This is a genomic window from Methanoregula sp., assembly GCF_052325125.1.
In the GTDB taxonomy this organism is placed as follows: domain Archaea; phylum Halobacteriota; class Methanomicrobia; order Methanomicrobiales; family Methanospirillaceae; genus Methanoregula.
In genome coordinates, this window is sequence record NZ_JBKQWO010000046.1 from 18,035 (window position 1) to 37,308 (window position 19,274).

Here is a 19,274-nt window from a genome sequence, read left to right on the forward strand (position 1 = left end):
CTATGGCTGCAACAATTGAGGTGGTGGAATTTGAGCTTGGCGGGGAGCGGTATGCACTGGATATCAACCTCGCCCGCGAGATCGTGGAGATGATACCGATCACTCCCATTCCCCGTGCACCACCCTTTATCTCCGGCGTCATCAACCTCAGGGGGGAGATCACCAACATCATGAACCTCAACACGCTTCTCGGGCTTCCCGGGAAGGAAGTGCGGGAGAACCAGAAGATCATTGTCCTTGTACCCGAGGCGGCAAAAGGAAACAATATCGGGATTATTGTCGATGATGTCTCCAGTGTCCGCCAGGTGCCCGAGACGGATATTGAGAACATCGGCACCGGGATCTCGTCGGAGTTCTCCCAGTTTGTCAAAGGCATTATCAAGATTTCCGGAGATGATGCAGAGAAGAAGAGAAAAGATCTCATCATCTGGCTTGACATGGAGAAAGTGCTTGCGGATCTTGGCAACTGGTCAAAAGGCAACCCGGGCGCGGGTGGCGTACGTGAGGCAGAATAAAGAGGTCCGGAGCGAGGAACAAAGCGAGGGATTCGAATGACAGAACAACGACCGGGACGGAAAGCATTATTTGTTGGAGCACCGGCTCCGGCAGGACGGAGTTCTCCCGATGAGATCGCGCAGCATGTGCGGCAGTTGAATGAAGAGATTGCCCTTGCGCTCAAGGGCGCCGCTGCAAAAAAAGCGGTAAAGCCTCTTGAAATATCGCATTTCGGGAGCGAGTACTCCACTCTTGTAGACGCTGTGAATACCGCTCTTGCCCGGATGGAGGCAGTGGCGTCCGGTGTCCCGGCGCCTTCGGGAACGCCGGCAGCAGGCACAGATGAATACGAGAAAAAAATAGACGTGCTCGAACGACGCCTCGAGTTCATGGAGAAGAACAACCCGGTGCCCATGCTCATTGTCACGCCTTCGTTCGACATTGTTGAAGCCAATGCCGCGTTTCTTGCGATGAGCGGGATCCCCGAAAGTGAAATCCTCAAGACCAATATCCATAATAATTTTGCCATCACCGGGCGTTCCGGGGAAGGTGCCAAAGTCGCTCTCGACAAAAAGCGGCGTGCCGTCGGGGAACTCACCGTGACGTTTCCCTCGGGCGTGCATACGTTGGAACAGTACTGCCTCCCGGTGCTTGACAGCGCCGGAGAGGTCACGTCTCTTGTCCTGCTCTATGACGATCTTACCACCAGACACAAAAAGAACGAGGAGATTGAAAGGCTCAAGGCCAGATCGGAGACGATTGTCCAGCAGAACCCGATGCCGATCGTGCTCGTTGACACCGGCTTTAAAATCCGTGTGGTAAACGATGCGTACATCGCGCTCAGCGGTATCGAAAAAAGCCGGCTGCTTACCATGTCGCTTGCGGATTTCAAGATACTCGAAAAGACCGGGGCGGGGTTAAAACAGGTCCTTGAGACCGGCACACGCTCCACCGGGGAAGTCGTCGTGGAGTTCCCGAAAGGGGCCCGCCGGCTCCGGCAGTACGGCATTCCTATTCCCGGCCAGAAGGGCGCGATCGAGAGTATCCTTGTTGTCTACAACGACATCACCGATGAGAAGAAGGAGATGGACGAGACCCTTGCAGCCCGGCGGATGTCCGAGACGATCGTCCAGCAGAATCCGATTCCCATCCTGATGGCGGATCGCTCCTTTACCGTCGTTCAGGCCAACGCGGCCTATGCGCAGATGAGCGGATATGCGCAGGATCAGGTTGTGGGCATGAACCTGCGTGACATAAAGATCGTCGAACAGAAAGGCGAAGGTGCCAAGGTCGCGATCCAGAACAAGCGCCGGGCGTTCGGCGAGGTTACGGTGAATCTTCCCAGCGGTACCCATATCCTTGAACAGTACGTGATGCCGCTTCTCGATAATAAAAACGAGATCGAGCACATTCTCCTGGTATATAACGATGTAACCGAACAGCGCGCCAGCCAGCAGAACCTTGCAAAGAAGATGGAAGAGGCCGCAACCTTAAAAAAGCGCTCCGATACTATCGTCATGCAGAACCCGATCCCCATCATGCTCATGGACCCTGCCTTCAAGATCATCATGGCAAACGAGGCGTATCTTGCCCTTACCGGCCTTTCGAAGGAAAAACTTCATGGCATGAACGCCCGCGAGTTTAAAATCCTTTCACAGACCGGTGAAGGGCTCAAAAAAGTTCTCGCCGAGAAAAAGCGGAGTTTTGGGGAAATTACTATCGAGTTCCCGACCGGTGTCCGCATTCTCGATCAATACGGTATCCCCATGCTGGATGCACAGCAGAATCTCTCCACTATCCTGTGCGTCTACGTGGATGTAACCGCACGGCGCGAACAGGAAAAGAAGATCCAGGCGATGATGGATGAGGCAAAGGCAAGCGCGGAGCTGTTATCCGCGAGTGCGGCAGAACTCCAGACCGGCCTTTCGAAGATCGCCGGCGGAGACCTCACATTCCAGCTCAGTATCGACGATGCGGATCCTCTTGTACGGCTTAAGAAAGATTACAACACTTCGGTCGTGGCGATCCGGACCGTTATTGTCGAACTGATGGAGGCCATCCGGAAACTGGACACGACCATACAGGATACAATCCGTAGTACCGGCGAGATCGCCAAGGCGACCGAGCAGGTGGCCATCTCCTCCCAGAAAGCAACAGATAATGCAAAGACCCAGCTTACCGGTGTCGGGAAAATATCAGAGGTCATATCCGACATCTCGGCTTCGATCGAGGAGATCGCAAGCACATCCCACGAGGTCATGACGCATGCGGAGAAAGCGGCACAGGAGGGTATCCGTGCTGCCGGTGTCGGCAAGACGGCGACCGACAAGATGCAGGCCGTTGAGAAGATCTCCCAGCAGAGTGTCGATGAAATCACGGCCTTAAACGAGCAGATGCGTCAGATTTCGAAGATCGTTAACCTGATCACCGACATCGCAAACCAGACCAACCTGCTGGCCTTAAACGCTGCCATCGAAGCGGCGCGGGCAGGTGAGCACGGGCGCGGGTTTGCCGTAGTCGCAGGAGAAGTGAAAAACCTTGCCGGGGAATCCAAGAAAGCCAGCAGCCAGATCGAGACCCTTATAAAATCCATCCAGGCAAAGAGTGAGGTAACTGCCTCATCCATCCAGAACTCATTTGAAGAGATCAAGGGCGGTATCGAGAGCGTGAACATGACCGTTGAATCGCTCAGCCTGATTATTGCTGAGGCAAATGTGGTATCCCAGGGTGTCACCGAAATTACCAGGGCGACCGAAAGCCAGGCCCAGGCCACAACCGGCCTGATGTCAGGAATCGAATCGGTCAGGGCAACCACCGAGGATAACCAGCAGCGTATGGAAGACATGGCAGCGCTCGCAGAGGAGACAAGTGCATCTACCGAGGAGATCGCAAGCGCATCTGCAGAACTATCCACCATGGCAGAGCGCTGCCGTGGGATGATGGAGGAGTTCCATACCTGATGAGGGTGTGGCCTTTAGGGACGTGCAGACAGGGAAGGTGCGGGGTAATTCCCTGTGTTTTTACCCTGTCGTCACCGTCCGCGGGGAGTTGAAGCATTCCATGACGACGACAAAAGACGACGGTTTTTCCCTCCTGAAACGGTTCATCGAGCAGACCCTCAGGATCCAGTGCTCCAATTACAAGGAAGACTATATCAAGCGGCGGCTGCTCTCACGCATGCGTTCGACAAGCACGACCACGTATGAAGAGTATCTCAAATACCTCCATGAGCATCCGCCGGAGCTTGAAAACCTGAGGAATGCGCTCACCATCAACGTGACTGAATTTTTCCGTGACGCAGACGTGTACGATCTTATCAGAAAAGAGGTATTGCCCGCACTTTTCCGCGGCAGAAAGACCATCCGCATCTGGTGCGCCGGCTGCTCAACGGGTGAAGAGCCGTATTCCCTTGCCATGATCCTCTCGGACTTAATGGCCGCCGACAAGACGCTCTCCGGCCAGATCTTTGCAACTGATATCGACGAGGTCGTGCTGAAAAAAGCAAAAGATGGGATCTACCCGGAGAAATCGATGGGAAAACTTACCGATACGCAGATCCACCGTCATTTTACCAAACTGCCCGATGGGAATTACCAGGTAAAGCCGCACCTGCAGGAGCTGATCCGTTTTCGCCCCCACGACCTCATGAGCGGCCAGCCGGTATCCCGGTTCCTTGATATGATCAGCTGCCGGAATGTAACCATTTACTTTACCGAGAAACAGAAAGACGAGCTTGCACGGACATTCCATTCGGCGCTCGTGCCCGGCGGGATCTATGTGATGGGTAAAACCGAATACCTCGGCCGTGAGGTGGAAGGGCTTTTCAGTCCGATTAATTCAATCCAGAAGATCTATACGAAAAAAGACTGAACCATTTTTCTTTTGGGTTTAATGCACCGGGCGATCGTCCGCCTCATTTTTAGAATCTTTTCCGATGTCTTTTGTCAGCTCGCTCTGGAGGGCTTTTCGTGAAGTCTGGAGTTTTATCTGGTTATAGACCGTGACAAAGTTGGCACCGACGACGATTATGACAAGCATCAGGCTCACCCAGAGCATCGTGCCATTTACGGTAAGAAACGCCGCCCAGAGGAGAACAACAAAGGAGATCAGGTAAAAAATTATCCACATCCGCAGGCCGGGAACTTCCATATCCATCCATATGCATCATGGAGATACTAAAGTATTCCCGCGCCGCGGTGGATCGATGACGGTAAAGCGATACAAAAACTTTTTTTTTGCGTTGTCATGCCCTGGAGGGGCCCCGGCTCGGGGAACCCTCACTGCCCTCAGCGGGTCTTTTCCAATGCATATAATTCAGGTATTCACCGGATCGGTCCATCATTGTTTCCCGGAGCCCTTCCTGTGTCATTTTTCCGTACCGGTAGCTGAATTACTAACAGCGGATAAGAGAGATGACAACTAACATAACCTTCAGGTAACCATTCATGGTACACGCAGCACTGCCGCGTGCTTGACAACGCTGAACGATACGAAATACAAAAATAAGCCGCTAACTATATCGTCCGTTTCGCTTGCGTGTGGAGAAAAGAAAATGCATACAGATACTGATACCATCGTCTACCGGCTGGCCGCAGGCTGTGACCTGTCCGATGTCGAAGAAGGGAAAATCTATCAAGGAAAAGTTCAGGGTTTTGCAACATTCGGGATGTTTGTCCAGCTCAACGACCGGATCAAGGGACTGGTGCACAAGACCAGCATGAAGGCCGATCACAAGGAAAAAGACAGTGTTCTCGTGCGGGTCAGGCAGATCCGCCCCAACGGGAACATCGATCTTGAAGAACAACTGATCCAGGTCTACCAGGTCCAGCAGGTCGAGCGCACTTCAACGACAGTCAGGATTGCCGACCTCGCCACCAGGCAGGGAAAGACCGTTGCCATCGAAGGGGAAGTCGCCCAGATCAAGCAGACAAGCGGGCCTACGATTTTTACCATCGTCGATGAATCCGGCACCCAGAATGTCGCTGCATTCGTAGAAGCGGGTGTCCGGGCCTATCCAGAAGTCGAGCTCAATATGATCGTGAAAGTCATCGGCGAGGTGATGATGCGCAACAACCAGCTCCAGATCGAAGCCGATGCAGTTGCCGCTCTCACCGGAGATGAGGAGACAACCGTCCGTTTGAGGATCGAAAAAGCACTTGAGGCCCGTGCCGAACCGGAGAACATAAAGCCGCTGGTGAAAAGCGATGTTCTCGACAGCCTGATGCCCGAGATGCGCAAGGTTGCAAAGATCATCAGAAAAGCGGTTTTTACCGCGCAGCCGATTATTCTCCGGCACCACGCGGATGCAGATGGTATCTGCTCAGCGGTCGCCATCGAGCAGGCAGTCGTCTCGCTCATCCGGGAATCCGGTGGTGATTTTGACGCCGATTATTACCTCTTCAAACGCGCCCCGTCAAAGGCACCGTTCTACGAAATCGAGGACATCACCCGGGACCTGGACTTCGCACTCAAGGACCATGCCCGGTTCGGCCAGAAACTGCCTCTTGTGATCCTTACCGACAACGGCTCCACCGAGGAAGACGAACCATCCTACAAGATCGCAAGCGTCTATGATATCCCGTTTGTTGTTATCGACCACCACCACCCGGATGCGACTATCGACAAGTACCTTGTCGGGCATGTCAACCCGTACCATGTGGGCGGGGACTTCGGTGTCACAGCAGGGATGCTCGGGACTGAAGTGGCCCGGCTCATCAACCCCCGGGTCGAACCCGTCATCAGGCACCTGCCGGCAGTTGCCGGTGTCGGCGACCGGAGCGAAGCGCCCGAGCGTGCCCTCTATCTCGCCCTCGTGCGCGACCAGTACCCCGAGCAGGCCTGCAAGGACATCGCGCTCGCTCTTGACTACGAACAGTTCTGGCTCCGGTTCAACGATGGGCGGGAGATTGTCAAGGACATACTCGATCTGGTCGGGAACCACGAGCGCCACACAAAACTTGTGAATCTGCTGGTCGAAGGTGCGAATACCATGATCGAGGACCAGATGAGCGCGTGCATGCCCCATGTCGTCGCCCGGGTACTCTCAAACGATGCACGACTCTTTTTGATCGATGTGGAGATCCACGCCCACAAGTTCACCTTTCCGCCTCCCGGTAAAACATCAGGTGAAGTGCACGACCGGCTCTGTAAACAGAATGTGGGGAAGCCGGTTGTCACGATCGGTTTTGGCCCGGACTTTGCCGTGCTGCGCTCGCGGGGGGTGCATATGAATATCCCCCGCATGGTCCGTGACCTGCACAACGAGATCCCCGGCGGTGGCATTTCCGGCGGCGGGCACCTGGTAGTCGGCAGCATCAAGTTTGTCGAGGGAATGCGGGACGTGGTGCTTGAGGCCCTGATCAAAAAGATCGGCGAGGCACCGGTACAGCAGTGAGAGGGGGGCTATACCTTTTTCCGGTCGAACGCAATCGCATTGCCGGAATCAGGAAAATAATGAAAATTTCAGCCGGATAAAAATCAGCCAGAAATTCAGCCGATTTAAATAGTTTCTTGTCAGATTTGTGCCGCTATCGTCAAAAAAAGCATAAATCTTACCAGTATCATCAGTTATTTATATATAGGTGCTGATCTATATGCATTCCTAATGCTGAGGCGAAACATGTCAACAGGTAAGAAGATACGTGATAAGTACAATGAAACCCAGCACAAAATCGTTTCCTATCTCCATTCTGGGATAACCAAAGGCAAACACTACTTCAAGTCCAAGTACATTGCAAAAGATCTGGGCCTATCCCCCAAAGAAGTAGGAACAAACATGGCGATCCTTGCCGATATGTGCAAGGAGTTGTCCATTATCAGGTGGAGCTATTCGAACAGCACGACGTGGATGGTCACGCCCCGTGCCCTGTAAATTTTTTAATCATCCCCGCCTTCTTTTATTATGCCAAAAATCGAATTTGAATCATCCATTGAATTTGTCGCTGACATCAATGAACAGAAGGATTGCCTGATGTCGCAGGATCCGACCCAGGATGACCCCGGCGCTCTCTGGTTCAACATTGACATCTCCAAAGGACATCTTTTCAAAGCCGGTGACCGCGTCCGGGTAACCGTGGAAAAAATCGATTAAAGACGGTGGCAGTAGCCAGCCGACAGGATTGCATCGTGGATGTCAGGTCGGGGAACGGCCTTTTTCATAGACCGGTAGTGGTGTCTCCAGCGTGATACGGAACGAATCGACATTATTGATGCTGATGATCATATACAACCCCGTGCTTGAGACCCGGACGACCTTATACATCGTACCGGGATTCTGTATTTCGGCACCCTCGAGGATGTTCCCGGTCCTGGCATCGCAGAGCGCCATGCGGAACATCGCATACTGAGGCTGCCGGTTCGCGGTGACGCTCATATTCAATGCCCATATCCCGTAGGGCACCGAAAAGACCTTGGTGATACCTCCCCGCGATTCCTCAATATACGCGAACGGTACACTCGGCCCGGCCAGTGGGACATCAGAGGCACCAAAGGACTCCATATGATCAGGCAGGTGGATGACCGGGTACGTGAACGGGTTGCTCATATACGTGATGCGGTAAGGTGCCGCCGGGGGCTGGGGGGTCTGGTTCACTTCAGGAACCTGGGTGGGCGTGGGTGTGGGTGACGACGTGGTCACAACGGTAACCGGGGTCGCAGGTACTTTGGTTACCTGTGCTGTCTGGTTGCTCCCGGAAAATGGATGTAACTGAACTTTTGAAAATGCGCCAGGGTTTGCAATCACAGCAATGAGCAGGATGACCACGAAACCGCCAACCAGTGTGTAAATATCCCCCTTGTTCACACGTACTACTGGTGTGTTGCATATAAAAACCGTGATGTTTTACGATGTCTGGTCGTACGATCATCGGGTTAATTTCCGGAAGAAGCCGCATACTTCTCGTGAAGATACGGATATAGGCCCTGTTTTTGTTCCAGAGAACCGCATATAAACCGATCCGGTTCACTTCAGGACGATAAAATTCGGCAAAACCCGGTGAGAGAAAGCCCCCTGCACCAGCCCCCCTCCAGGGCACGGCGGGTCAAGGGGGTGATGTTATCCCTGGTTATAATTTACTGATCCGCCGCGGGGGCGTCCTTTCGGGGGCGGCGGTGGTCTTCGCAATGATATATAAAATCGCAGTCTCCCTCCACAATTTTCAACATCATCCAATGTTCATAATTCAGATATGAAACGGGGGAGATCGTATCATACCTGTTTTTTTTGAGCCAGAAAACACGACCGGTCAGTCCCGGTAGGTGACTTCAAGCATGAACAGATCCTCGGGCACAAGAACAGTCCCGGCAAACGCAGATTTTGCCTCGTTTGCGTGGTTTGCGGTATCCGTATACCGGGAACTGATATGCGTGAGGGCAAGGGTCCGGGCATTGACTGCTGCTGCTGCCTGCCCGGCCTGCGCGGCGGTCGCATGGTAGAATTCTGCGGCACGCTTTGCCTCGCTCTCATCATAGGTCGCATCGTGGATGAGGAGATCCGGTTCCTTTCCGTACGAGATGAGCACCGGGATCACCGGGCGCGTATCCCCGGTATAGACAATTTTCCGGCCCGGGCGCGGTGCTCCCATCACGTCCGAAGGTTGTACCTCCCGTTCCTGGCCGTCTTTTGTTACCCGGATCGTCTCGCCGCGCTGGAGCCGTCCAAAGAGCGGCCCGGGTGGCACGCCAAGCTCAATTGCGCGTTCACGGTCGAACCGGCCCGGGCGCGGATCCTCTTCAAGCACGTACCCGAGTGCCGGCATGCCGTGGCTTACGGAAAACCCGGTCACCGTATACCCGTCAAAACGCACCCATGATCCATCCGAGAGCTCGACAGAATCAAGGGTAAATTTCAGGTTGAACCGGCTGATCTTTTTGATGGTCTCGACAAACTCGTGCACCCATACGGGGCCGTAGATGGAGAGGGGCCCGGTGCGCCCGTTGAACGACATAGTCTGGACAAGGCCGAAGATCCCAAGGAAGTGATCCGCGTGCCAGTGCGTTACGAAGATGGCGTCGACGGTAAACCCGCACCGTGCCCTCATCATCTGCTGCTGTGCCCCTTCCCCGCAGTCAAAAAGGAGGGTATCCGTACCGCGCCGGATCATGATGCAGGGCGGGTTGCGCACCGGCGTCGGGAGCGCCCCGGCCGTCCCGAGAAAATACACCTGGAGCGTCTCGCCGCTCATACAAAACACTCCGAAAAGACAGCCCGGCTCTTTTTTGCCTCCTCAACCGAACGCCCCTCGATAACGATCACACCGCTGTACCGGGCGGTAATGGTTTTCCCCACGGTCTTCCAGTCAATGGTACCGGCGCCGAGCGGAAGGTGTTCGTCGGAAATGCCATGGTTGTCGTGGATATGGATGTGGTTTGCCGAGGAGACCTGTGCAAGAAATTCGGGGACTTTCGCAAGCGTGTGTGCGTGTCCGAAATCGAACGTGAGGCCGATTCCTTCGATGCCCCCGGCCATACCCATGAGCTCCCCGACGTCCCGGCAGAGAAATTCTTTCTGGCTGATCATGTTTTCGAGGCAGGCAAGCACGCCATGCTCGACCGCACACTTCCCGATCCGGCGCAGGGCCTCTTTCTGGAGTTCCCAGACCTTCTTTGGCAGGAGTTTTCCTGCGGGGGAGAGGTACCCGGGATGGATCGTGACCCGGTCGGTGAGATCCCCGGCCTGTTCGATGCAGACTTCGATCTGCCGGATGGACTCGCGCCAGATAGGATCGTTGAGGGTGGCGAGATTGAGATCCCCGTAGGGAGCATGCACCGTGATCCCGAGGCGGGTACTTGCGATCACCTCTTTGATCTTTCCAAGATTGTCCGGTTTTTCCAGCCGGTAGTTCCCGTCCGCTACGATCTCCCAACCCGCGTATCCTGCCTCTTCGATACCGTATACCCACTGGATGTCGTCCCAGACTTTTGCCGATGAGGAGAAGTACGGGCGGAGGGTCATGCCTCACGCTCCATGCTCCTTATCAGGTCCGTGACGCGGGCGGTAAATTCTTCGAGGCTTCCATCGTTGTTGATCCTGATATCCGCCAGTGCCAGGGCGTTTCCAAGACCCCAGCCCAGCTCGCGCTCGTCCCTGGTCGCTAATCCTTCAGCAGATCCCACGTCGTCGCTGCGCCTGCGTTCGCGAAGGCGGAGAAGCCGTTTTTCAAACGAGGTCTCGATGGCGATAAGCCGGAAACCCGGGAAATGCTCCCGGAAGACCCGGACTTCCGCGTCCCCCCGGATGCCATCGACAAGGACAAGCGGGGCATTGCGCTCCCGTATGGTATCGACACAGAGAATGGCGATCGCGTCCATGCCCTGCTCGGCGCGGAGCCGGTTGGCCATCGCACCGAGGTTCTCATCAGTCGGGGTAAGGCCGGCCTTTTTTACGGCGTGCCGTATCACATCGCCCATGACAACCACCGGGATCCCCAGCCCCTCCGCTATCTTTGAAAATTCTCCCTTACCGCTTGCAGGAAGCCCGACAACGCCGATCACGTTCACAGGAGATACCTCCGGTCGTACGCTATCTCGCCGATCTCCCGGGTCCGGATCCGGACATCCCGTTTCAGCCCGTCGGCTATCTTTTGGATCTCTGCAAGCGTGAGGGGAGTGTACTGCCCGATGCTGTCCTGCTTCCGGGCGAGATAGGCAGAAGCGTTTGCGACCCCGCCAGGGACCATCGGGATCTTGTGCTCCCCCTGCTGGAGGACGAGCGGGATATCGCAAAACATGCGTGAAATCTCCTGTAAGTATTTTGCATTCTCATAAAATACGGTTACTACGATCTCAAATTCGGGCAGCGTCTTTTTCCGGAACGCTTCTGCCGCGATCTCTATCGATCGCCGGACATTCTTCCGGTAATCCGGACAGGATGGCCCGCGGTCGTCCCCCACGCAGGAGAAGCCCTCCCACTGCGTCTTGTAATCTATCGCGATCTTATCCACGAGCCGTTCCTTTACGAGTGCTTCGACCGTATCGGGGAAGATGCCGTTTGTCTGGAGGCCGACAGCAAGGCCGAGCCCTTTTGATGCCCGGGCGAGAAGAAGGAGCGCGTCCTCCTGCATCGTGGGCTCTCCCCCGGAAAATACAACGCCGCTTGCCGCCAGTTTCGTGCCTCCGATGAGTGCAATAATTTCGTCCGTGTCCCGCTCATCCTTCCCGGCAAGGATTGCGGCATTCTGGCAGTACGAGCACCGGAGCGGGCAGCCCCTGAAAAAGACCGTACAGACCGACCGGCCCCGCCAGTCCACGGTCGAGAGCGGGATAAAACCGCCATAGTTCAGCCTGATAGCATCACCGTTAGGGATCATTGTGAGACAGGATTATTTAGCATGCGTGGTCTCAAAGGGGGGGGAGGGGACACGGACGATCCCGGATTCGGTCACGATCATATCCATCTGGATATCGGTTGATTCCCCGGGCAGGTCCGGCATTTCCTGGCAGGCAAAAGCAACACCGATCGTTTTCATGCCGGGGTGTGCGGCGAGGAACCGGTCGTAGTATCCCGCGCCGTAGCCGAGCCGGTTGCCCTCGCTGTCAAAGGCGAGGAGGGGGATGATCGCTGCCTTCACCTCATCGGGCCGGGCCGGGATCTCGTGGCCTGTCGGTTCCGGGACATGGAAGGTGCTCTCGACGAGAACTGAAGGGTCTTCGAGATACGAGAGCCGGAGGCTGACGGTCTCGCGCTCGATGATGGGGACGATCACCCGGGTGCCCCGGGCAAGGAGGCCGGCAATGAGCGCTGCCGTGTCCACCTCCGGGGGTTTTGCAACGTACGCCATGACCGGGCCGGTACCGTCAAGAAGATCGAGGAGCGCACCGCAGATACGCCGGCTTTTCTCCTCCCTCTCTTCCGGGGTGAGTGCCTGCCGGCGCCGCTTTACTTCCGCCCGGATCTCCTGCTTGGTCTTTTTCATGATGGTATCGACCGGCTTGTGCAGGTGTTTATTGGATACCGGAATGCATAATCCTGCGCCTCTGGTGGGAGAAAGAAAAAGCCGGGGGCAGGACAGGTGCATCCTTGCAGGAGAGTGACAGATCCCGGTACTGATGAGAAAATGCGGGGAAAATAGTACATGAAACGATTCTTTCTGCCAGAACTATGAAAAACGGCAAAAATACCGCGACAGATTACGATGGCATCCCGCATCAGGGCCCCTCCGGGGCCCGGCGGGGCAAGAATCTGTCCGGGCCCGTTGGTTTTCTTGGTCCACGTCTCCGATCCGCCGCGGGGACGCCCTTTCGGGGGCGGCGGCGTCTGTCGCACCCTAAGAAAGGAAACGGCAGCCACCTGCGTTTCGTACCCGGAATATTTCGCGATCACGGGTCATAAGAAGAAAGAGCCGGTGGAGGAGGGACTGATACGCACCCCTCCCTGAATTCCCCCCGGTACAGTATCAAAAAAAGATTTGCAGGGTATATCAGAACTTGAAATACCGGCTCACAATCTTGAGGGCGCAGTAATCCCCGCACATGGTGCAGCCGTCGGTATCGGCTGGCATCCGTTCCGCCCGGATCTGCTTTGCCCGGGCCGGGTTCATGGCAACGGCAAACTGGCGGTCCCAGTCAAGATCGCGGCGGGCGTGACCCATCTCGAGGTCTGCCGCCCGTGTCTTTTTGAGTTTTACCATGTCGCCGACATGGGCGGCGATGCGTGAGCTGATGACACCCTCGTACACTTCTGCGGGAGTCGGGAGGGCGAGGTGTTCGGCAGGGGTGACGTAGCAGATGAAATCAGCGCCAAGGGACGAGGAGATCGCTGCACCGATGGCCGCGACCCGGTCATCGTAGCCCGGTGCGATGTCGGTCACGATCGGCCCGAGCATGTAGAACGGCTTGTTGTTGGTGACGCGCTTCATCAACTGGACGTTTGTTGCGATCTCGTCAATTGGCACATGGCCCGGCCCTTCGACGATCACCTGCACGTCCTGCGCGTGCGCCTTGTCCGCGAGTTCCGCATTGATGAGCAGCTCCTGGATACCGGCCCGGTCGGTTGCGTCGTGGATGGCTCCCGCTCTCATCCCGTTTCCCATCGAGAGCGTGACCTCGTGCTCCTTCATGATCTCCAGGAGATAATCGAACTCGGAGTAGAGCGGGTTCTCCTTCTCGTTATGGAGCATCCATGCGGTCATGAATGCCCCGCCTCTTGAGACAAGTCCTGCATGCCGGCCCTGGTTGCGGAGCCTCTTTACGGTCTCCCGGTTGATGCCGGTGTGAATCGCCATGAAGTTCGTGCCGAGTTTTGCCTGCTCGGCCGTGATCCGGAAGAGGTCGTCCTCCTTCATGTGGATGACTGCGCCGTCCTTTTTCACCGCCTCGATGAAGGCCTGGTACAGCGGGACGCTCCCTACGGAGAGGGCGGTATTGGCAATCACCTGTTTCCTGATCTCGGTAAAGTCCCCGCCGGTCGAGAGTTCCATGAGGGTGTCGGCGCCTGCAAGCTCGGCCTGCCGTGCTTTCTCAATCTCCTCGGGAATATTGACGATATCCGTGGAGGTCCCGATCGAGGCGTTTACCTTGGTGCGGAGGCCCTCGCCGATACCGCAGATCTTCACCTTGCGGTAGGGCGAGACCGGGATCACGATGTGGCCTTCGGCAACGCTGCGCCGGACAAAGTCCTCGGTGACTCCTTCCTGTGCCGCAACCAGTTTCATCTCATCCGTGACGATGCCACGCTTGGCATCAGCAACAATACTCATACCTTAACAGTACCGCAAAAGAACAAAATAAAGGCTCGGTTTTGCATTTACGGGTGAAATCTGGCTTGTTATGTAAACAAGTAAAGTTGTTTTTAGAAAAATTAGTCGTTGTTGCGGTAGCTGGTCAGACCTGTCCTTCCGGCTCCTGCTGCCCAGACTGGTATTTTTATAGGTCACCACGCCAAACCAGAGGGGTGGGAAGCACTGCGGGGCCGCGATGGCAGAGACGGATTTTTTTGAGGTAACAGTCAAAGAGGCGGCGCACAACGATGCAAGTCGTGGCATAGCCCGGCTCAGTGTCGATGCGATGAAGAAACTGAACCTCGTCTCCGGAGACGTTATCGAGATCGTGGGAAAGCGGCACGCGGCAGCAATTGTCTGGCCGGGTTTTGCCGAGGATATCGGGTTTGCCATCCTGCGAATCGACGGGAGCATCCGGGCGAACGCAAATGCCGGCATCGATGAGAAGGTGAAGATCCGCAAGTCCGAGGCGGTATATGCCACAAAGATCGTGGTCCAGCCGGTCCAGCAGACACGGCTGGTCGGCGGAGAACAGTATCTCTCCAGGGTCCTGCGGGGCCGGTCGGTGGTCGAGGGCCAGACGCTGCGGGTCGATATCATCGGCAACTCCGTGACCTTTGTGATCGTCCGGGTCTCCCCCCGGGCCATCGCGATCGTTTCCGACGACACCGAGATCGAACTCAAAGACGAACCCTTCAACCCGGAGGAGGGAAAGCGGGAGATCTCCACGATCCAGTACGAGGATATCGGCGGGCTCGAACGCGAGCTCCAGCTCGTAAGGGAGATGATCGAGCTCCCGCTGCGCCATCCGGAGATCTTCGAGAAACTGGGGATCAAGCCCCCCAAAGGCGTCCTGTTCTACGGCCCGCCGGGCACGGGAAAGACCCTGATAGCAAAAGCAGTGGCAAACGAGGTCGACGCCCATTTCAGCACCCTCTCGGGCCCCGAGATCATGAGCAAGTTTTACGGGGACAGCGAGAAGGCCCTGCGCGACAAGTTCCACGATGCGGAAGAGAACGCGCCCTCCATCGTCTTCATTGACGAGATCGATGCCATCGCCCCGAAACGCGAAGATGTGCAGGGCGAGGTTGAACGCCGAATCGTCGCGCAGCTCCTCGCCCTCATGGACGGCCTTGCCGGCCGGGGGCAGGTTATCGTGATCGCGGCCACCAACCTCCCCAACTCCATCGACCCGGCCCTCCGGCGCGGCGGGCGGTTCGACCGGGAGATCGAGATCGGCATTCCCGACAAGAAAGGCCGGCTTGAAATTTTCCAGGTGCATACCCGGGGTGTCCCCCTTGCAAAGGACGTGGATATCGCCGCCCTTGCCGAGACCACCTTCGGGTTTGTCGGCGCGGATATCGCGCTCCTCGTAAAAGAAGCCGCGATGAACGCGATCCGGAAGATCATCCCCCTCATCGATATCGACAAGGAGATCCCCAACGAAGTCATCGACCAGCTCAAGCTCACGAAAACCGATTTTGACGCTGCACGAAAAATTGTCCAGCCCAGTGCCCTGCGGGAGGTTCTTATCGAGGTCCCGGATGTGTCGTGGGAAGATATCGCGGGCCTTGACGAGACCAGGGACACCCTTATCAAGATTATCGAGGGGAGGCTGCGTTTTCCCCGGATCTTCGAACAGTTACATTACAAACCCCCCAAAGGCATCCTGCTCTTCGGCCCGCCGGGGACCGGAAAGACCCTGCTCGCAAAAGGGATCGCAAGCAAGCGCCATCTCAATTTTATCTCGGTAAAAGGCCCCGAGCTACTCTCAAAAGGGGTGGGCGATTCCGAGAAGCATGTGCGGGAGGCGTTCCGTAAGGCGCGGCAGTCTGCGCCCTGCATCATATTCTTTGACGAAATCGATGCGCTCTTCCCCAAAAGGGGGACGGTCAATGATTCCACGCATGTCACGGAGAGTGTCCTTTCCCAGTTTTTAACCGAACTGGACGGTGTCGAGGAACTCAAGGAGGTGTTTGTCATCGGGGCGACCAACCGTCCCGACCTGCTCGATCCGGCCCTGCTCCGCCCCGGCCGGCTGGAAAAACACCTCTACATCTCCCCGCCTGACGAAGCGGCACGGAAGGCGATCCTTGCCACCTATCTCAAGGATCTGGAAGGTCTTCTCGATCCAGAGGTACACCTCGATGAACTGGCTGCAAAAACCCGGTTCTTTGTCGGGGCAGATCTTGAGGCGCTGGTGCGCGAGGTAAAGGCGCTCGTTATCGACGAACTGACCCGGGACGAAACCACGGGTGAATGCAGCACAACGCCGGAGTACACGATAAAAATCACCCGGCGGCATTTCGACACCGCGCTTGAGAAGGTCAAAGGTACTCTCGACGGTACGGATTTCGAGCGATTCGAGCAGAAGTCCTGGGATCTCCTGTATGCAAAAGGAAAGCGCGATATCCTGTACCAGGCCGTCAACCTTGTCAACCAGGCAGAGTACCTGAAAGGGAAATATGCAGTCGACGGTAAAATTGTGAAAAAGGCCGATGATCTGAGGGATCTGGTCTACTGGCAGAGAAAATCCTTCGATACGATCCAGAAGCGCACTGCCGAACTCAGGCAGGCGCTTGAAGCCTTTATCCGGAAGAACCCGGCAGCGTAATTTTTTATACTTTTTACTGTTTTGGACAGGTTAATGGGGGCTGATGCCCCCATACCCCTATGAATGAGGAGTTCCGCCGCCCCCGAAGGGACGCCCCCGCGGCGGATCAGTGACTAAAAAAATACTAAAAACTTCCTTGCCCCGCCGTGCCCCGAGAGGGGCCCTGAGGCGCACGAACCCTCCCACCATCTGTAGTGCGTCCGATCATTCATATAGATTTCTTATGATTTTGTGGTCCTTGTTTCGGGAGGGGTACCCCCACCCCCGGTTCGTTTGGATCAAAAGCGCGAAATGCAGTTGTCACATGTGCATGCAATAATCGCATGGATATCCAATTATCACATGTACATGTGACAAAAATCCGGCATCTCACGCCGAACGATCCAGACGAGGCGATGGGGGTTACCCCCTTAAAAAAAAGAATGGGGCGGCACTTTTTTGTTGGCAGTGATGGGACCCCCCGGGGGGTCACTGGATCGTGCATGAGGGGGTCCCGCCCACTGATCTTATATGAGGGAGTTCGCACCGAAAAGTGAAAACCGGGGTTTCAGAAAACAGGATTGAGGACTCACCGCATCAGGGCCCCTCGTCGGTTGTTTTCTTTTACACGACTTTTCAAATAGAGAAAATCGAACATATCTTTATCAGGAGAATTACCCATATGCGTGTCTGGTAGCTTATCCTTTGAACTTCTCCCTCGTGAAAGTTCCGGGCTGCCACACGTTTAGTTGGAGGTATGAAAATGAGTAAAATGGTAATGGTTGCATTGTGGTTTTTGGTCGGGCTCTTCCTGCTTATTGGCGGGATTACGAGCATGATGACGCTCTATATAACCGGTGTCAGTCTTATAATTGCCGGTATCCTGACAATTATACTGGCAATTGTACTGGCAATGAAAAAGAAACCGGAAATGGCGGCCCCGGCTAAATAATCCCATTTTTCAAAAATCCCGCCACGCACCGCTCCTGGTACATTTACTTAAAAAAGTCCCGGCAATGCACCAGAACCGTGCCCCTGCCAAAATCGGTTTCCTCATAAAGGAACTCTAGGGATATGATTGATATGAAGAAAATCCAGCTCCTTCCGGGGATACTCATCATCTTTGTCCTCCTTGCGGCCGGGTGCGTTGGCCCAAAGCCCCCGGAAAATACCACGGTGCAGCCAACAGTTTCCCCGGGTGCTCTTCCCACGACCCCTGCACCGCTCCCGGTTACAGGGAATGTTACCCCGCAGGCACAACTGCCAACAACGGCTCCTGCGGTGGTGCCCGTGTCAAAACCGGTTGCCACACCGACGTTAAAACCACTTCCTGCTCCTGCCACCTCGTCGATATACATCGAAAGTGCCGGTGTTCAGATTTTTCCGCTTTCCTGGGATAGTGCCGGTCAAAAGATCACGAAAGGGAACATAACGATACAAGGCGTGATTCAGTCAACTTCAGGGTATCCCTTGCAGGTCCTTATGAGAGTGGACCTGTATGGTACTTTCGCCCTTCCAGATACACCAAATGCCACGGCCTACGACACGGTGATGGTTTCTCCCTATGGCATTTCGGGATTTACGTTCCTGATACCCGAGTATACGTTAACGCACGATACATATCACATAACTGTCGAGAATGTCTCTATCGCAGCATAACAAACAGGAAAAAACGGGGAGATGATTAAAGAAGAAAAATACAAAGGTTCTGCCGGGGATGCAAATCTATCATAACTATGTACGGCCACACGAAACACTTGACGGCAAGACCCCGACTGAGGCGTGCGGGATTGTGGTTGTATATCCTCACTTTTTCATGTTATTTGGGGTACAGTTGTGATTCTCACCAAGACGATGTTTTTGACAGAATCTCATACCGCATTGATTGCAAAAATAACACCCCGGATAGTTGCAATACCTACCGCCCGGAATATTTTTCTTTTTTGGCGATCCTTTCCGAACAGATTTTAACGGTGGTAAATTTGTCTCGGCTTTTTTCTTGTGGATTATAACCTCATGCAACGACTCTCTTTTTTTCCCGACTTTTGCCTTTTCTATATCATCAGTCGGATCATACATAATCGACCTTTTTTCCTTTATCTGCCAATATAATTTACGATTGATATTCTACAATCCCACTCTGGTTAACACTTGCTTTCACCCCACACCAAGTTAACAGAACCCCCCAACAGGTTCTGTCAAGTCTGCGGGGGGGTATGTAAATGAGAAATAGGCTGTCAAAAGTCGGGGGATCACACCCATCTCACCTGATGGGGGGGTTGAGATGATCTTAACAGTAGAAGGATGGACAACTATACTTTTAATTTTTGGGTATGCTGATTTTATAACCGCGCTTGTTGCTGTTGGTGTTTATATTAGGCATAAAAAAAACAACGTAATTAAAAGAAAATATTACAATTTTTTATTTCAAGGGATTCTCCCTCTTCTGATAATTCAAGGCATTTCAATTC

The 19,274-nt window shown here is 54.8% G+C and carries 17 protein-coding genes; 9 read left to right on the plus strand and 8 right to left on the minus strand.

The window, feature by feature from the left end; genetic code table 11:
• The first annotated feature begins 2 nt into the window (after window positions 1-2).
• The 3 genes from ACLQMU_RS10205 to ACLQMU_RS10215 all read left to right on the plus strand — a co-directional run bounded on the left by ACLQMU_RS10205 (window position 3) and on the right by ACLQMU_RS10215 (window position 4,365).
• A complete protein-coding gene (locus ACLQMU_RS10205) occupies window positions 3-515 on the plus strand; it encodes a chemotaxis protein CheW (protein ID WP_422148603.1) in 513 nt (170 codons plus the stop codon).
• A 36-nt stretch (window positions 516-551) separates the two neighbouring features.
• Window positions 552-3,455: a methyl-accepting chemotaxis protein gene (locus ACLQMU_RS10210; RefSeq protein WP_424039680.1), complete on the plus strand. Its 2,904-nt coding sequence runs from the start codon at window positions 552-554 to the stop codon at window positions 3,453-3,455.
• 100 nt (window positions 3,456-3,555) lie between these two features.
• Entirely contained in the window at window positions 3,556-4,365 is an 810-nt protein-coding gene (locus ACLQMU_RS10215) for a CheR family methyltransferase (protein WP_443673692.1), read from the plus strand.
• An 18-nt stretch (window positions 4,366-4,383) separates the two neighbouring features.
• Here the strand turns inward: ACLQMU_RS10215 and ACLQMU_RS10220 are convergent, their stop codons facing one another.
• Window positions 4,384-4,650 (minus strand): hypothetical protein, encoded by a 267-nt coding sequence (locus ACLQMU_RS10220; RefSeq protein ID WP_443673693.1) that lies wholly within the window; start codon window positions 4,648-4,650, stop codon window positions 4,384-4,386.
• A 397-nt stretch (window positions 4,651-5,047) separates the two neighbouring features.
• On the opposite strand from ACLQMU_RS10220, the gene ACLQMU_RS10225 reads away from it, so the two are divergent.
• From ACLQMU_RS10225 to ACLQMU_RS10235, 3 genes are all read left to right on the plus strand, one after another.
• Window positions 5,048-6,889, plus strand: coding sequence for a DHH family phosphoesterase (locus tag ACLQMU_RS10225; RefSeq protein WP_422148607.1), 1,842 nt, complete (start codon window positions 5,048-5,050; stop codon window positions 6,887-6,889).
• 225 nt (window positions 6,890-7,114) lie between these two features.
• On the plus strand, window positions 7,115-7,366 hold the full coding sequence (locus ACLQMU_RS10230) for a DUF7123 family protein (RefSeq protein WP_422148608.1): 252 nt from the start codon (window positions 7,115-7,117) through the stop codon (window positions 7,364-7,366).
• A gap of 30 nt (window positions 7,367-7,396) precedes the next feature.
• The gene (locus ACLQMU_RS10235) at window positions 7,397-7,585 is read left to right on the plus strand and encodes a hypothetical protein (RefSeq protein WP_422148609.1); all 189 of its coding nucleotides are present in this window, start codon (window positions 7,397-7,399) and stop codon (window positions 7,583-7,585) included.
• A 42-nt stretch (window positions 7,586-7,627) separates the two neighbouring features.
• Here ACLQMU_RS10235 and ACLQMU_RS10240 read toward each other — a convergent pair whose 3' ends face one another.
• The 7 genes from ACLQMU_RS10240 to thiC all read right to left on the minus strand — a co-directional run bounded on the left by ACLQMU_RS10240 (window position 7,628) and on the right by thiC (window position 14,189).
• On the minus strand, window positions 7,628-8,296 hold the full coding sequence (locus ACLQMU_RS10240) for a hypothetical protein (protein ID WP_422148610.1): 669 nt from the start codon (window positions 8,294-8,296) through the stop codon (window positions 7,628-7,630).
• Between the two features lie 442 nt (window positions 8,297-8,738).
• Window positions 8,739-9,677, minus strand: coding sequence for a ribonuclease Z (gene rnz / locus ACLQMU_RS10245; RefSeq protein ID WP_422148611.1), 939 nt, complete (start codon window positions 9,675-9,677; stop codon window positions 8,739-8,741).
• Window positions 9,674-10,447: a sugar phosphate isomerase/epimerase family protein gene (locus ACLQMU_RS10250; protein WP_422148612.1), complete on the minus strand. Its 774-nt coding sequence runs from the start codon at window positions 10,445-10,447 to the stop codon at window positions 9,674-9,676. The genes rnz and ACLQMU_RS10250 overlap by 4 nt, the downstream gene beginning before the upstream one ends.
• Entirely contained in the window at window positions 10,444-10,992 is a 549-nt protein-coding gene (locus ACLQMU_RS10255) for a dephospho-CoA kinase (RefSeq protein ID WP_422148613.1), read from the minus strand. Before ACLQMU_RS10255 ends, ACLQMU_RS10250 begins: the two co-directional genes overlap by 4 nt.
• Window positions 10,989-11,801 (minus strand): anaerobic ribonucleoside-triphosphate reductase activating protein, encoded by an 813-nt coding sequence (locus tag ACLQMU_RS10260; protein ID WP_422148614.1) that lies wholly within the window; start codon window positions 11,799-11,801, stop codon window positions 10,989-10,991. The genes ACLQMU_RS10255 and ACLQMU_RS10260 overlap by 4 nt, the downstream gene beginning before the upstream one ends.
• 12 nt (window positions 11,802-11,813) lie before the next feature.
• The gene (locus tag ACLQMU_RS10265) at window positions 11,814-12,407 is read right to left on the minus strand and encodes a 5-formyltetrahydrofolate cyclo-ligase (RefSeq protein WP_424039085.1); all 594 of its coding nucleotides are present in this window, start codon (window positions 12,405-12,407) and stop codon (window positions 11,814-11,816) included.
• Between the two features lie 504 nt (window positions 12,408-12,911).
• Entirely contained in the window at window positions 12,912-14,189 is a 1,278-nt protein-coding gene (gene thiC / locus ACLQMU_RS10270; protein ID WP_422148616.1) for a phosphomethylpyrimidine synthase ThiC, read from the minus strand.
• Window positions 14,190-14,406: 217 nt separating this feature from the next.
• Here thiC and ACLQMU_RS10275 point away from each other — a divergent pair, with 217 nt between their 5' ends.
• The 3 genes from ACLQMU_RS10275 to ACLQMU_RS10285 all read left to right on the plus strand — a co-directional run bounded on the left by ACLQMU_RS10275 (window position 14,407) and on the right by ACLQMU_RS10285 (window position 18,462).
• Window positions 14,407-16,824 carry a CDC48 family AAA ATPase gene (locus ACLQMU_RS10275; RefSeq protein WP_424039629.1) on the plus strand — a complete coding sequence of 806 codons (2,418 nt, stop codon included), beginning with the start codon at window positions 14,407-14,409 and terminating at the stop codon, window positions 16,822-16,824.
• A 742-nt stretch (window positions 16,825-17,566) separates the two neighbouring features.
• Window positions 17,567-17,755: a hypothetical protein gene (locus tag ACLQMU_RS10280; protein ID WP_422148618.1), complete on the plus strand. Its 189-nt coding sequence runs from the start codon at window positions 17,567-17,569 to the stop codon at window positions 17,753-17,755.
• Window positions 17,756-17,886: 131 nt separating this feature from the next.
• Window positions 17,887-18,462 carry a hypothetical protein gene (locus ACLQMU_RS10285; RefSeq protein WP_424039631.1) on the plus strand — a complete coding sequence of 192 codons (576 nt, stop codon included), beginning with the start codon at window positions 17,887-17,889 and terminating at the stop codon, window positions 18,460-18,462.
• Window positions 18,463-19,274 lie beyond the last annotated feature (812 nt).